Source organism: Flavobacterium frigidum (assembly GCF_048286795.2).
The window spans coordinates 274907-288626 of the sequence record NZ_JBLVPT020000003.1; the positions used below are offsets into that span (position 1 = coordinate 274907).

A 13720-nucleotide genomic window follows, 5' to 3' on the forward strand; every position below is an offset into this window, starting at 1 on the left:
TTATTTCTTCAAGATCTTAGCTAAAATACTAAAAGCACCTCTGATAAAACTGGCGCTGGTAACTATTTTTAGTGCCGATTTACCTAGCGTTGTGACTGTACTAGGTTCGTTTCTTTCTGATTTTGTTTCTTCTTCTTCTATAGTTTGCTCATTTGCGGCATCAATTTTTTTAATCAAAATCTCATACGCACTATCACGATCAATTAGTTCACTGTATTTTTTAACGAGTTTCGATTTACTATTGATTTCTTGAATTTCACTTTCGGTCAAAATGTCCATACGACTCATAGGAGCACGCATCATTGTCGCTGCAAGCGGAGTTGGAATTCCTTTCTCATTTAGAGCGGTAACAAGTGCTTCTCCTATCCCAAGGCTAGTTATGACTTCATCAGTTTTATAAAATTCAGAAATGGGATAATTATCAGCGGTTTGTTTAATCGCTTTTCGGTCATTGGCGGTAAAAGCTCTCAATGCGTGTTGGATTTTTAGTCCCAATTGTGCGAGTACTCCACTTGGAATATCCATTGGGTTTTGAGTGATAAAGTAGATTCCAATTCCTTTCGAACGGATCAATTTGACTATAGTTTCTATTTGCTCTAATAATGCAGTACTAGCTTCATTAAAAATTAAATGAGCTTCGTCAATGAAAATGACTAATTCGGGTTGATCTGCGTCTCCTTTCTCGGGCATTTGTTGATAGATTTCAGCTAACAAGCTCAGCATAAATGTCGAAAACAATTTAGGTTTGTCTTGAATATCAGTCAGCCTCAAGATGTTAATATATCCCTTTCCATTCTCATCAAAGCGCATTAAATCAGCAATTTCAAAAGACTTTTCACCAAAAAATAGTTCGGCACCTTGCTGTTCTAATTCGATGATTTTCCTTAAAATAGTTCCAGTTGTCGAGGTCGAAATTTTACCATAATTCTCCTCAATTTCTTCTTTCCCTTCCTCAGTGATGAAATTGATGACTTTTTTGATGTCTTTTAAATCCAATAAAGGCATTTTGTTATCATCGCAATATTTAAAGATTACAGCGATAACTCCTGCTTGTGTATCATTTAAATTTAAGATTCGGGAAAACAAAATGGGACCAAATTCAGAGACAGTTGCGCGAAGCCGAACCCCATTTTGTTCGGATAAACTTAGTAATTCAACTGGAAAACTAGCGGTTTGATAGGGTATGTTTATTTTGGCATGGCGCTCCGTGATAAACGCTTTCTCTTCTCCCTCTTTTGCAATTCCGCTAAAATCACCTTTGATGTCCATCATCAATACCGGTATCCCAAAAGAAGATAATTGTTCAGAAAGTACTTGAATGGTTTTTGTCTTTCCCGTACCTGTCGCACCTGCAATTAATCCATGGCGGTTTAATGTTTTTAACGGTATTTTTACGGCCGCATTACCTAATGCTTCTCCATCTAATAAGGCTCCTCCAAGAATGATACTTTCTCCTTTAGAGCTATATCCTTCAGTGATTTGTTGTATGAAATCTTCTTTCCTGCTCATAATGGGTTTTTGTTAAATAGACTGCAAGATATTATTTTTTTATAAAAGTACAATTTTAGTGTTTACCGCAGTTTTCTTGCTTTTTTATTGTTAATGTCATAAAATAATAGTTTTCTTGCTAATTAGACTAATTTCGAAATATTGTGTTAAACTTTATTAAAAATTTATTTTATGTTTGATTTTTTTAGTCATTTTTTACGAATATCTGTATAAATGTTGTGCGATTCATAATAAATGTGTTTTTGAAATAAATTTAATTATAATTAAATTAAAAAAAGTTTTTTTATTTAAACTAAAAATATAAATTTGCCTTACTACAAGTTTAATATAACTAAGATAATTTATTTAAAACTATTAAAATTAAAAAAAATGGCAAACGTTAAAAAAGAAAAAAGTGCAAACGGAGGAGGAATGATTTCTGGAATCATTATTGTAGCGTGTATTTTTGTTGGATGGTTAATCTGGAATTTCATAATGGGTAATGGCGCTAACTTTGAAGGCGGTATTAATACGGGTCACCCGTTACCAGGAAATATGTTAGCAATGGTATACAAAGGAGGTCCTATTGTACCAGTTTTATTAGGATTATTATTAATGGTTATTGTGTTTTCATTTGAGCGTTATGCTGTGATTTCAAAAGCGGCTGGTTCAGGAAACCTTGATCAATTCATGACAAGTGTACAAAGAGATATCAAAGCTGGAAATATTGAAGGAGCAATCGCTTCATGTGATAAACAAAAAGGTTCTGTTGCTAATCCTATTAAATCAGCTTTGTTGAAATACCAAGAAGTTAAAAGAGAAGGTTTAGATAGCGAAGCTGCTGCTGAAACAATCCACAAAGAAATTGAAGAAGTTACTTCATTAGAAATGCCAATGTTAGAGAAGCACATGACTGTACTTTCTACAATGGTTTCTTTAGGTACTCTTGCAGGATTATTAGGAACAGTTACGGGGATGATTAAAGCGTTTAGCGCATTATCTGCTGCAGGTACTCCGGATCAAGCTGCTCTTGCAAATGGTATTTCTGAGGCTCTTATTAACACTGCAACAGGTATTTCTACATCTGCACTTGCAATCGTAGCGTACAATTTCTTTACTTCTAAAATTGATACTTTGACTTATTCTATTGATGAGGCTGGGAATACAATTGTAAATACATACAGACACTTCAGAAGTGCTCAAAAATAATTAATAATTTAATTTGCAGAAAAACAGAAATCTGTGAAACAGATTCTGTTTTTCTTGTAAATGTAAAAAAAAATATTAATGGCTATAAAAATGAAGAAAAAAGCAGGGTCTACGGACATGACTGCTATGTGTGACGTCGCTTTTCTTTTGTTGTCTTTCTTTGTAATGACAGCAACTGCTAAGATACCGGAAGCATTGCCTGTAGATACACCGGCTTCGACAGTACAGTCTAAATTACCAGATGATAATTTAGCTACGATAACCGTAGGAAAAGGAAAAGTCTTCTACGATCTGAAAGGTAGAGAAGTTAGAAAGAAAGCTCTTGAGTTAATGGGCCTAAAATACGGTGTTACGTTTACTGAAGAAGAATCTGAAACTTTTGGATTGATGGAGGGTGTAGGAGTACCAATTTCAGGATTGAAGCAGCTAATTGCAATGAAGACGGCAGACAGAAGTAAACCAGGCGTTCAATCTGGTATACCAAAGGATTCTACAGATAATCAATTATATGAGTGGATTTACAATTCTCGTAGAGCTAATATTGATGTTAATGAGAAAGAACTGCAATTTGCTATTAAAGGTGATGCGAAAGAAGAATATCCAGCAATCAAATTGGTTATGGATGTTTTGCAAAAACAAAAAATCAATAACTTCAATCTTGTAACAGGTTTAAGAGCTACTGAAAAATAACTAAAAAAATACACTAAAATGGCTGAATTAAATACCGGCGACGACGGAGGCAAAAAAGGTGGAAAAGTAAGAAGTAAGAAATCAAACTCAAAAGTAGATTTAACTGCAATGGTTGATTTGGCTTTCTTGTTGATTACCTTTTTTATGCTTACGACAACCTTGTCTAAACCGCAATCAATGCCTTTGGGTTTGCCTGATCTAGAAGATGATATTACTGATAAACCAATCAAAGTTGATGAAAATCGTACCTTGACTGTTTTGCTAGGGGATAATGATAAAATGGTTTATTACATGGGTTTGCTAGCTACTCCTATTGCTGGTCCAACTGATATTTCTTATGGAAAAGAGGGAATTCGTAAAGAATTATTGAAAAGAAAAAAATCAGTAGTAGAATACACGCAGGATAAAGACAAAGGTTTAATTGTTATCATTAAACCAAGTAAAAAATCAAATTACCGAAATTTAGTTGATATACTAGATGAGATGGCTATTGTAGGTGTCCCTTCAAATGCAATTGTAAATGATTTTTCCCCTGAAGAACTAAAATTGTTAGAAGGTAAATAAAATTTTCGTATTTACTCTATAACCTAATAATTAAGAAAAATGAAATTAGATATATTCACAAACCAATGGCTTGATATTGTTTTCGAAGGTCGTAATAAAGCTTATGGCGCTTACGAACTCAGAAAATCAAATAACAAAACTACTGTAAGAGCACTTATATTTGGTGCAATTGTTTTTGCTATAGCAGTTAGTATGCCTCTTATTTTAGGTTTATTGCCTGATTCCTCTGACGGTGACGACACTTTAGATACTAAAATCGTTAGTATCAAATTGCCTCCAAAGAAGGAAGAAATTAAAAAAGATATTCCACCACCACCACCGCCGCCACCAAAAGTTGATCAAGTAAAATTTGTCAAACCAGTAGTTGCTAAAGCAGAGGAGGTAACAGAGGAACCACCAAAAACGGTAGAAATTAAAGATAAAAAACTAGGTGCTGAAACAATTAAAGGTGATCCTGATGCTGTTTTAACTGTTGAGCCAGTTGGTACTGGAACGGCAGCAGTAGTTGACGAAGTTGATAACCAAATTTACAACACTGCAGGTATCGAAGTTAAACCGGATTTTCCAGGAGGAATTGAGAAATTTTACAAATTCGTTGCTAACAACTATCAAACTCCAGAAGAAGAGGGATTAAAAGGTAAAGTATATGTTACTTTTGTAGTAGAAAAAGATGGTTCATTAACAGATATCAAAGTAATAAGAGATATTGGTTACGGTACGGGAAAAGAAGCAATCCGTGTTTTGAAAAAGTGTCCGAAGTGGACACCTGGAGAGCAAAATGGTAAAAAAGTTAGAGTACTGTATTCGCTTCCAATTACTATCCAATCTGCAGAATAATGTTAAATAACATATTTAATAATATTAAGAAGAAATCGCTTAAAGAGCGATTTCTTCTTGTTTTAGGAATTTTGTTTTTTTGTTTATACCTCGTTCTCGGTTTGTTCATTATCTTTATGAATAACTTTCCACTCGATATGCAGCCTGTTTATCGTGTTGCTTTTGGAGTTTTATTAATTGCGTACGCTTCTTTTAGATTCTTCCGAATTATTAATGATAATAATAACTAGATTATGAAAAAGTATTCTAAACTTCCAGTATTTATTTTGTTTGTAATTGTACTATTTGTTTTTGCATGTAATCAAATATCAGACAAAAATGCCAAGGAAACCATTCTTAAAGGTGAAGTTACTGTTTTTGTTGATGAAACTTTAACTCCTATTATTGAAGATCAAGTGGATGTTTTTGAAAATGAATATGAAGCTAAAGTTAAATTAATTTCTAAATCGGAAACTGAAACAGTAAATTCACTATTCAAAGAAAAAGCTGCTATTGCGATCTTATCTAGAAATTTAACTGCTGAAGAATTAAGTATTTTCAAACAAAGGAAAATTAATCCTAAAGTCACGGTGTTTGCAACAGATGCAATAGCTTTTATCGCTAATAAAAACAATAAAGACACTTTGATTGCGTTGAAAGATGTAGTCAATTTTATTCAGGGCAAATCAGTTCCGTCGATCAAGGGATTAGTTTTTGATAATTTGAATTCAAGTACAGTTCGCTTTATGTCTGATTTAGCTAAAATTAAGGCTGTTCCAGATAAAGGTGTTTTTTCATTTAAATCTAACAACGAAGTTATTAAATACGTTTCTGAAAATGATGGAATGATTGGAGTTATTGGTGTAAATTGGTTGACACAACCGTTGCCAGACATGCAAAAATATGTTGATAATGTTACTTCTTTATCTGTTAAGGGCTTTAAAGAGAATGGGTATTATAAGCCATCACAAAATAATATTGCAGAGGGGAAATATCCTTTGGCACGCGATTTGTATATAGTCAATTGTCAAGGATATTCTGGCTTGGGAATGGGATTTGCCTCATTTGTTGCTGGAGATGTTGGACAAAGAATAGTATTAAAATCTGGATTGTTACCGGTTCGTATTCCAACAAGGAAATTCACGATTGTAGGTAAAGACCAAAACGATAAAAAATAAATTAATTACAATTACAATGAACAAATTTAAATTCTTTAGTGTTGCATTGTTGGCCTCTGCTTTTGCAAGTCAAGCACAAGATATTAATCAAGCTAAAAAGGCTATCGATGCAGAGCAATTTGAAAGTGCTAAATCGATCTTGAAATCGATTATTAAAGCAAAACCTAGTAATGGCGCTGCTTTCTTTACTTTAGGGAATGTATATCTTACTCAAAGTATAGAAGATTCTGCGAAAATATATTTTCAAAATGGATTAAATGCATCTGAAGGTGCTAAGTTGAACCATATTGGTTTAGGTCAAATGGATCTTGATAAAAGTGATGTTACAGGAGCACAAGCAAAGTTTGCTTTGGCTACTAAGGACATTAAAAAGAAAGATGTTCAAGAGTATGTATATATTGCTAGAGCGTATATGAATACTGTAAAACCGGATTTTAAAAATGCTATTGCAGTTTTGACTCGTGCAGCTGTTAATAATTCGCAAGATGCACAGTTACAACTTGCTTTAGGTGATGCATATTATGGTGATGGCAAACAAAATGAAGCCTATGTTGCTTATAGAAGTGCTTTTCAATTAGACAATTCATTACTAAGGGCTAAAATGCAATTGGGTGTATTGCTAAAAGGAGCAAAATCTTACGATGAAGCCTTGAAAGCCTATAACGAAGTTATCGCATTGAATCCTAATTATGGTCCTGTTTACAGAGAGTTAGCTGAGACTTACTATAAAATGGCACGTAACAAGCCATCGCAAGCTGCAGCAAATTACAAAATTGCATTAGAAAACTATGATAAGTATATGTCATTTACAGATTATTCTATTCAGTCTAGAATGCGTCGTGCGGACTTCTTAATTTTAATAGAAGATTATGCTGCACTAGAAGTAGAAGCTAACAAAATGATAGAATTGGATAAAGTTAATCCTAGGATCTATCGTTATTTAGGGTACTCTGCTTATAAAAACGGTAATGTCGATGTTGCAATAAAATCTTTGGACAGTTTTATCAATACTCCAGGAAATAAAGCAATTGCTTTAGATTATTTGTACTTGGGTTTAACAAAAATAAAAAAAGGAACTAGTGCTGACGGTACAAGTATCGATGCAGTAGCTTTAAATTCAGGATTGGTAGATATCAAGAAGGCAGTAGACATGGAACCTTTAGCAGTTCAAGATTTAAGTGAAGTTGGTAAAAAATTATTCAGCCAAAAACTATACAAAGAAGCTGCTTTGGTTTTTGAATTTGGTGCAAATGTACCTGATTCTAGAACGTATCTTGATGATAACGTGTACTATGGCTTGGCAAATTATTATGCTAATAGTGCTAAAGATGTGAAAGCTGATGCTGTAGCTTTACAAAAAGCAGATGCTGCATTTGAAAAGGTTTTAGTTGCATCGCCAACATATTATGAAGCATACTTGTATAGAGCGAGAACAAATCGTTTGCTTGAAAAAGATGATGTGATGACGAAGAATTATGAGGACTATGTAGCAAAAGTTACCACTTTAGGTGCTGATGAAGTTGCTAAGCCAGCTGTTAAAGCTAAGTTCATAGAATCGTATAACAATATGGCTGCCAGTTTTGCTAACACTGACAAGATTAAAGCTATTGAATATTTCAATAAAACATTAGCAATAGACCCAGCAAATAAGTATGCTGTAGATTCTATTAAGATATTAAAATAATTTTTTAAAGGTTAAAATTAAACCGATAGTCTAATTTGACTGTCGGTTTTTTTGTTTTTTATAGATTTGTTTTAGTTACTATTTTCAAATTAACTCATTTTCAAAATACCTATCTTTGCACTTCAAAATATAATAATGTTATCAAAAGAAATACAATTAGAAGTTAATAAAGGTGCTATGCTTCCGCTGATGGAAGAATTTTATACCATACAAGGCGAAGGATATCATACAGGAACGGCTGCATACTTTATTAGAATTGGTGGGTGTGACGTAGGTTGTCATTGGTGTGATGTAAAAGAAAGTTGGAACGCTGAATTGCATCCTCCAACAGATATAGAGTTAATTGTTTCTAACGCGAGTAAATATTCAGAGACTGTTGTTGTTACTGGTGGAGAGCCTTTAATGTGGGATATGACTTTGTTGACGCAAAAGTTAAAAGAGAATAATAGAAAAGTTCACATTGAAACTTCGGGCGCATATCCGCTTACAGGAACTTGGGATTGGATTTGTTTGTCTCCAAAGAAAAATAAATTACCAACAAAAACCGTTTATGATAATGCGCATGAGTTGAAAGTTATCATTTACAATAAACATGATTTTATTTTTGCCGAAGAGCAAGCTGAAAAAGTAAATAGTAATGCTATTTTATTTCTGCAGCCTGAATGGAGCAAAAAAGAAGAAATGACCCCTTTGATTGTAGAGTATGTGATGAACAATCCAAAATGGCGAGTTTCGTTGCAAACACATAAATATTTGAATATTCCTTAATACTTGAAAACCTCAAACAACAAATGGTGTTTGAGGTTTTTAATTAAATATAATTCGTGAATTAATTTGTGGAAAACTTATTTCTTGTAATCCTATAGCCCTAGCCCAGATAGAAGCGGTATCCTTTTTTGTCTCATTTTTTTAAGGAGACAAAAAAGATATAGCGGATAGCTGGAAATAGCTCCTAAAATTACCAGCCTTTTTGCTTTTTCAATTCGGTGATGTGTGCTAAGTGATGATTTCCATGCCAAGCATAAGTCCCTATTATTTCCTTGATTTTAAATGCTGCGTTATTCTCAGGATGTATAAATGTTTTTTCTAAGTCTTCGTTAGTTAAACTATTCATTAAATACGCCAAACGAAAGTGCAATCCTTCCAGAAAGGAAAGGGTAGGCTGAACGGGCATCGTTAAATTATCATGTAATTCAGCCCAACGATCCTCGTGATAAAATTTTATTGTTGGATTTTTCTCGGTCAGCGCCCATTTTATTCTAGTGAAACAATTCATGTGACTATCGGCACAATGATGAATTACTTGACGGATTGTCCAGCCATCTTGACGATATGGTGTTTCGAGTTGTTCTTCGGTTAAGTGAAGTAATTCTTTTTTCAATCGTTCAGGGAAACTGGCGATTTCTACTATTTTATTAGTTATATATTCTCCTGAATAGATTTTGGGTGCGATAAATCTCCCAATAGGATAACGTAAATGTTCTAATGTTGAGTTTTCCATTTTATAAATGTGTTTTAAATCGAAAGCTTCGCTAAATAGTCATAATGTTCCCCTTCAAGAATTAACTCGCTTTTTAATCCATTGGCGAAAGCCGCATTTTGTAACGTGTTATAATCTAAGTAAAGCCAAGGAAATTCATCTTCTTTTTCATTTTTATAGCGTATTGTAAAAGTCAATTCTCCATAGTAGCCATTACTTGGAATCCATTTACCTCCATCTTCATCGTTGTCAAACATGTAAATGATATCTGAAGAATCGATTAAAATTTGTCCGTCTGGGTTTAGCAAACTTTTTAGTTTTTGTAAAAATGGAGTGGTTTCTTTTAATGTTCCAAAAATACCGGTACCATTCATTAATAATATAATGGTATCAAATTTATTTTCAGGATTATCAGAGTCCATCTCAAGAATATTTTGAACGTAAGTATTTTTCAATCCTCGTTGGTTACAGGCTTCTGTTGCATTTGGAGAAATATCAATGGAATAAACCTCAAGATTTCTTTCGTTTTGTAAATACAAACTATGGCTTCCTGCTCCACAACCTACATCGAGAATTTTCCCCTTTGCTAGTTGCAAGGCTTTTTGCTCCAGTTTTGGCATTTCACTATAAGTACGAAATAGATAGGCAACACTCATTTCATCTTCTTCAGAAATAGAGGTTTCTGTGATTAAATCTTTCGGGGAATTATTAGTTTGAAAATCAAGTATTGCTTTGCCAAATAGGTCTTTCATAGTCTTTGTAAGGAACGAAGCAATCGCGCCTAGTTATTTAGTTATTACTGCAGAAGTTGATTACTTTTGTGGTTCAAACTTCAAACTTTAAATTTTAAACTTGAAACACATACTAAACAATCTCCCTAAAGAAGCCAAAGATAAGCATATCGAAAACAAAAAGTATTTCGATAAGTTGAAAAAGAAGACGCCAAAGAATTTAGATTATGTGATGCAGGACTTGCATGATGCTGAATTTAAGAAAACAGATTGTCTAAAATGTGCCAATTGTTGTAAAACGACAGGGCCATTATTTACGGATGCAGATATTGAGCGTGTTTCAAAATATCTTAGACAAAAACCACAACAGTTTATTGAGCAATATCTTCAAATCGATGAAGACAGAGATTATGTGTTGCAAAGCGTCCCGTGTACTTTTCTGGATAATGAAAATGCGTGTATGATTTATGATGTTCGTCCAAAAGCATGCAGAGAATTTCCACATACGGATAGAAAAAAGTTTCAACAGATCACTGATTTAACATTGAAAAACGTTGCTATTTGTCCAGCTGCTTTTAATATTGTAGAAGAAATGAAGAAAAAACTGCCGCTTTAAAAAATATTTCATCTAAATAAACTAATCATGTTCGGTCGAGTCTCCCTCTCCTTTGGAGAGTCCCGAGGCTTCGGGAGGGGTGAGGACTAGTATATCAAATACTTCTTTCTCATTTCCATAAACACTTCTAATCCTTTCTTCCAGCTTTCTCTGATTTTAACTTCAGAAATTCCCGCCTCTATTTGCTGTTGCAATTTTTTGGTTCCTGCAAGTTTAGTAAAAAAAGGATTGAAGAATTTTGATTTGTCATTTGTTGTCTGATACGCTTTGATTAACCATTTCAATTCAAGCTGATTCAGCATTGAATAGGTAGATAAATCTTCGCCATAACAAAGTACTCCATTGTAAACAGGATTTTGTGCCCCTAAATTTGGTTTAGGAGTAAAACTAAAGTCACTTTTGGGTAAGTAAGGAGAGCCATAAATTTGAAATTGGTTTTCAGTTCCACGTCCCACACTTACATTGGTACCTTCAAAAAGGCATAAACTCGCGTAAAGATTCACAGCTTGATCATTCGGAAGATTTGGCGATGGCTTTACAGGTAAACTATAATTCATTTTTCTGTTGTAATTACTGCAGGGAATAACGGTCAGTTTGCATTGCAATTCATTCTTTAACCATTTCTCGCCATTAATCATTTGTGCATATTCGCCAATTGTAATTCCGTGAAGCAAAGGAATGGGATGCATACCTACAAAACTGCTAAATTCTTTTTCAAGAATTGGTCCATCCACAATACGTCCGTTCGGATTTGGTCGGTCAAGAATTAATAGCGGAATCTTATTTTCGGCACAAGCTTCCATTATATAATGTAACGAAGAAATGTACGTATAAAATCGTGCTCCCACATCTTGCAAATCAAAAACCATGATGTCAATACCTGCGAGTTGCTCTGGTTTCGGTTTTTTGTTATCGCCATATAGCGAAATAATTGAAAGTCCAGTTTTAGAATCTTTTTCGTCAACGATATGTTCGCCCGCATCAGCAGTTCCTCGAAAACCGTGTTCTGGCGCAAATATTTTTTGGACAGCAATATTTTTTTCTAAAAGAAAGTCGACCAAATGTGTTTTATTAGAGAGAATTCCAGTCTGATTGGTTACAATCCCAATTTGCTTGTTGTTTAATAATGGCAAATAGTTGTTGTAATTATCTGCTCCAGTTTTTATTTCTGTTTTTGGGTTGTCATTAACTATTTCTAAATCTGATTCTGTATTTATCCTTGCGTCTGTTTTTATGGCAGAACAGGAAGTCGAAATGATTGTTAGCAATATAAAACTAAGCGATATTTTAAATAATGAGTTCATATATAGGTTCAAATAAAAGTAAGGCCAATTAGTGTAATTCGTGTTTTAGCTGTATTTTTGGCTTTAGCAACGCAAACTGGCGAAGCAAATCCAAATTAGAAAAGCAATCAAATTGAATTTAGAATACTTCATCGCAAAGCGGCTCATTACCTCCAAAGATTATAAAAGTAGCATTTCTACGCCAATTATAAAAATTGCTATTTCAGCAATTGCTATTGGTATGATTATGATGATTGTTTCGGTAGCTACAGGAATCGGATTGCAACAAAAAATTCGAGAAAAAGTATCGGCTTTCAATGGACATATCATTATTTCGAATTACGATAATAATCAATCCGAAGTTACGCTGACGCCAATTTCTAAAAACCAAGATTTTTATCCCAAGTTTAAAACTGTGCCAGGAGTAGAGCATATTCAAGCGATTGCAAGTAAAGCTGGAATCATAAGGACTGAAACTGCATTCGAAGGAATTATTTTTAAAGGAGTTGGTACTGATTATAAGTGGGATAATATAAAGGAGTACTTAGTTAATGGACGTATTCCAAACATCAATGGGAAAATAAACGAAGAAGTAGTGATTTCTCAATTTATTGCTAACCGATTGAATTTAAAAGTAGGTGATGCTTTCAATACTTTTTTCATGAAGGAGAAAGGATATAATTTGCGTAATTTTAATATTGTTGGAATTTTTAATTCAGGTTTTCAAGAGTTTGATGCAACTTTTATAATAGGCGACATTCGTCACATGCAGCGTATCAACAAATGGACTCCAGATCAAATAGGTGCTTTTGAAGTTTTTGTAGATGACTTTAATGCAATAGAATCAACAGGAGAGCAAGTTTATGCACAAACCGCTTCCACACTAGACAGTAAAACTATAATCGAAAAATACAGTTATATATTCGAATGGCTTCAATTATTCGATTTCAATATCATTGTTATCTTAGCGGTCATGATTCTCGTAGCCACAATAAATATGGTTGTAGCATTACTAGTCCTCATTCTAGAGCGAACACAAATGATAGGAATTTTAAAGGCGTTAGGAGCTACTAATTGGTCGATTCGAAAAATATTTTTATACAATTCCCTTTACCTTATTTGCAGAGGATTATTTTGGGGAAATCTAATTGGTATTTCATTATTGTTAGTTCAGCAGCAATTTGGAATAATTCAACTTCCGCCAGAGAACTACTATGTCAATCAAGCACCAGTGTATCTAAACTGGGGATACATCCTTTTGTTAAATGTACTAACAGTGTCTGTGTGTTTTTTGGCACTGTTAATCCCTTCCTATATAATAACAAAGATATCCCCTGTAAGCGCGATACGTTTTGATTAGTTTTTTTTGGCGTTCCACCTTATATATAGAAAGGCGATTATCGAAAAGGATAATCGCCTTTGTATATATAAGGAGTCGGGCTATACGCTACAAGTCCTCGGTAAGTTCCGCTGCACTACACTTACCTGTGGGCTATTCGCTGCTATCCCTAACGCGCGCCCAGAATAATTAAGACAAACAGTCCAATCCAGAGGATAAGAACTATCGCCAACCCAAAATCTGGTTACCTTATATATAGGTGAAATGAAAAAGCGATTAGTATGCAAGGAAAAGTATAAAAGCATTTTATCGATCTAGCGTAATTTTGTGATAGAATACTGTTAAGGCAGGCTATTTTGAGAGATTCAGACAAGGGGAAGAGCTTTTTAAACAAGAACAAAGAACGAATTCCGAAAGATCTAAGAAATACAGCTAGTTAAGATACGCATGTATTTAGGTGTGCAAAGCACATTTTATTATCCATTTCATCACCTTCTGCTTTGTAGTGTGCTTACCAGCGAAAAAAAAATTACTTACAAAATTCACGTTTACAGTGATTTAAAACATAAGTTAAGAAAAAGGCAAAAAAAAGTAAATAAAAAGCTTGTAGAAGTGAATAAAGGTGGTACTTTTGCACCCGCA

14 protein-coding genes are annotated in these 13720 nt (G+C 33.9%); 10 read left to right on the plus strand and 4 right to left on the minus strand.

Annotated features, from left to right (window positions below):
* Positions 1-1509: a helicase HerA-like domain-containing protein gene (locus tag ACNQGB_RS06385; RefSeq protein ID WP_417946697.1), complete on the minus strand. Its 1509-nt coding sequence runs from the start codon at positions 1507-1509 to the stop codon at positions 1-3.
* Between the two features lie 369 nt (positions 1510-1878).
* Between ACNQGB_RS06385 and ACNQGB_RS06390 the strand changes: the two genes are divergently transcribed.
* The 7 genes from ACNQGB_RS06390 to ACNQGB_RS06420 all read left to right on the plus strand — a co-directional run bounded on the left by ACNQGB_RS06390 (position 1879) and on the right by ACNQGB_RS06420 (position 8397).
* Positions 1879-2697: a MotA/TolQ/ExbB proton channel family protein gene (locus ACNQGB_RS06390; RefSeq protein WP_417946699.1), complete on the plus strand. Its 819-nt coding sequence runs from the start codon at positions 1879-1881 to the stop codon at positions 2695-2697.
* A 78-nt stretch (positions 2698-2775) separates the two neighbouring features.
* Entirely contained in the window at positions 2776-3387 is a 612-nt protein-coding gene (locus tag ACNQGB_RS06395) for an ExbD/TolR family protein (RefSeq protein ID WP_417946700.1), read from the plus strand.
* A gap of 18 nt (positions 3388-3405) precedes the next feature.
* A complete protein-coding gene (locus ACNQGB_RS06400; protein ID WP_417946701.1) occupies positions 3406-3951 on the plus strand; it encodes an ExbD/TolR family protein in 546 nt (181 codons plus the stop codon).
* A gap of 39 nt (positions 3952-3990) precedes the next feature.
* The gene (locus ACNQGB_RS06405; RefSeq protein WP_417946703.1) at positions 3991-4788 is read left to right on the plus strand and encodes an energy transducer TonB; all 798 of its coding nucleotides are present in this window, start codon (positions 3991-3993) and stop codon (positions 4786-4788) included.
* Positions 4789-5021: 233 nt separating this feature from the next.
* A complete protein-coding gene (locus tag ACNQGB_RS06410) occupies positions 5022-5945 on the plus strand; it encodes a PstS family phosphate ABC transporter substrate-binding protein (protein WP_417946705.1) in 924 nt (307 codons plus the stop codon).
* Positions 5946-5961: 16 nt separating this feature from the next.
* Positions 5962-7629, plus strand: a complete 1668-nt coding sequence (locus tag ACNQGB_RS06415; protein WP_417946706.1) for a tetratricopeptide repeat protein — start codon at positions 5962-5964, stop codon at positions 7627-7629.
* A 135-nt stretch (positions 7630-7764) separates the two neighbouring features.
* The gene (locus ACNQGB_RS06420) at positions 7765-8397 is read left to right on the plus strand and encodes a 7-carboxy-7-deazaguanine synthase QueE (RefSeq protein ID WP_417946708.1); all 633 of its coding nucleotides are present in this window, start codon (positions 7765-7767) and stop codon (positions 8395-8397) included.
* 190 nt (positions 8398-8587) lie between these two features.
* On the opposite strand, the gene ACNQGB_RS06425 is transcribed toward ACNQGB_RS06420, so the two are convergent.
* Positions 8588-9130: a YfiT family bacillithiol transferase gene (locus ACNQGB_RS06425; protein WP_417946710.1), complete on the minus strand. Its 543-nt coding sequence runs from the start codon at positions 9128-9130 to the stop codon at positions 8588-8590.
* A 14-nt stretch (positions 9131-9144) separates the two neighbouring features.
* Positions 9145-9861 carry a class I SAM-dependent methyltransferase gene (locus ACNQGB_RS06430; protein ID WP_417946711.1) on the minus strand — a complete coding sequence of 239 codons (717 nt, stop codon included), beginning with the start codon at positions 9859-9861 and terminating at the stop codon, positions 9145-9147.
* A gap of 100 nt (positions 9862-9961) precedes the next feature.
* Here ACNQGB_RS06430 and ACNQGB_RS06435 point away from each other — a divergent pair, with 100 nt between their 5' ends.
* Positions 9962-10456, plus strand: coding sequence for a YkgJ family cysteine cluster protein (locus ACNQGB_RS06435; protein ID WP_309758328.1), 495 nt, complete (start codon positions 9962-9964; stop codon positions 10454-10456).
* Between the two features lie 86 nt (positions 10457-10542).
* Here ACNQGB_RS06435 and ACNQGB_RS06440 read toward each other — a convergent pair whose 3' ends face one another.
* Complete coding sequence (locus ACNQGB_RS06440) at positions 10543-11760, minus strand: exo-beta-N-acetylmuramidase NamZ family protein (protein ID WP_417946713.1); 1218 nt, start codon at positions 11758-11760, stop codon at positions 10543-10545.
* A 112-nt stretch (positions 11761-11872) separates the two neighbouring features.
* Between ACNQGB_RS06440 and ACNQGB_RS06445 the strand changes: the two genes are divergently transcribed.
* Both ACNQGB_RS06445 and ACNQGB_RS06450 read left to right on the plus strand, forming a co-directional pair.
* The gene (locus ACNQGB_RS06445; RefSeq protein ID WP_417946715.1) at positions 11873-13099 is read left to right on the plus strand and encodes an ABC transporter permease; all 1227 of its coding nucleotides are present in this window, start codon (positions 11873-11875) and stop codon (positions 13097-13099) included.
* A gap of 426 nt (positions 13100-13525) precedes the next feature.
* A partial coding sequence (locus tag ACNQGB_RS06450; RefSeq protein WP_472777087.1) for a hypothetical protein occupies positions 13526-13720 on the plus strand: 195 nt, incomplete at its 3' end.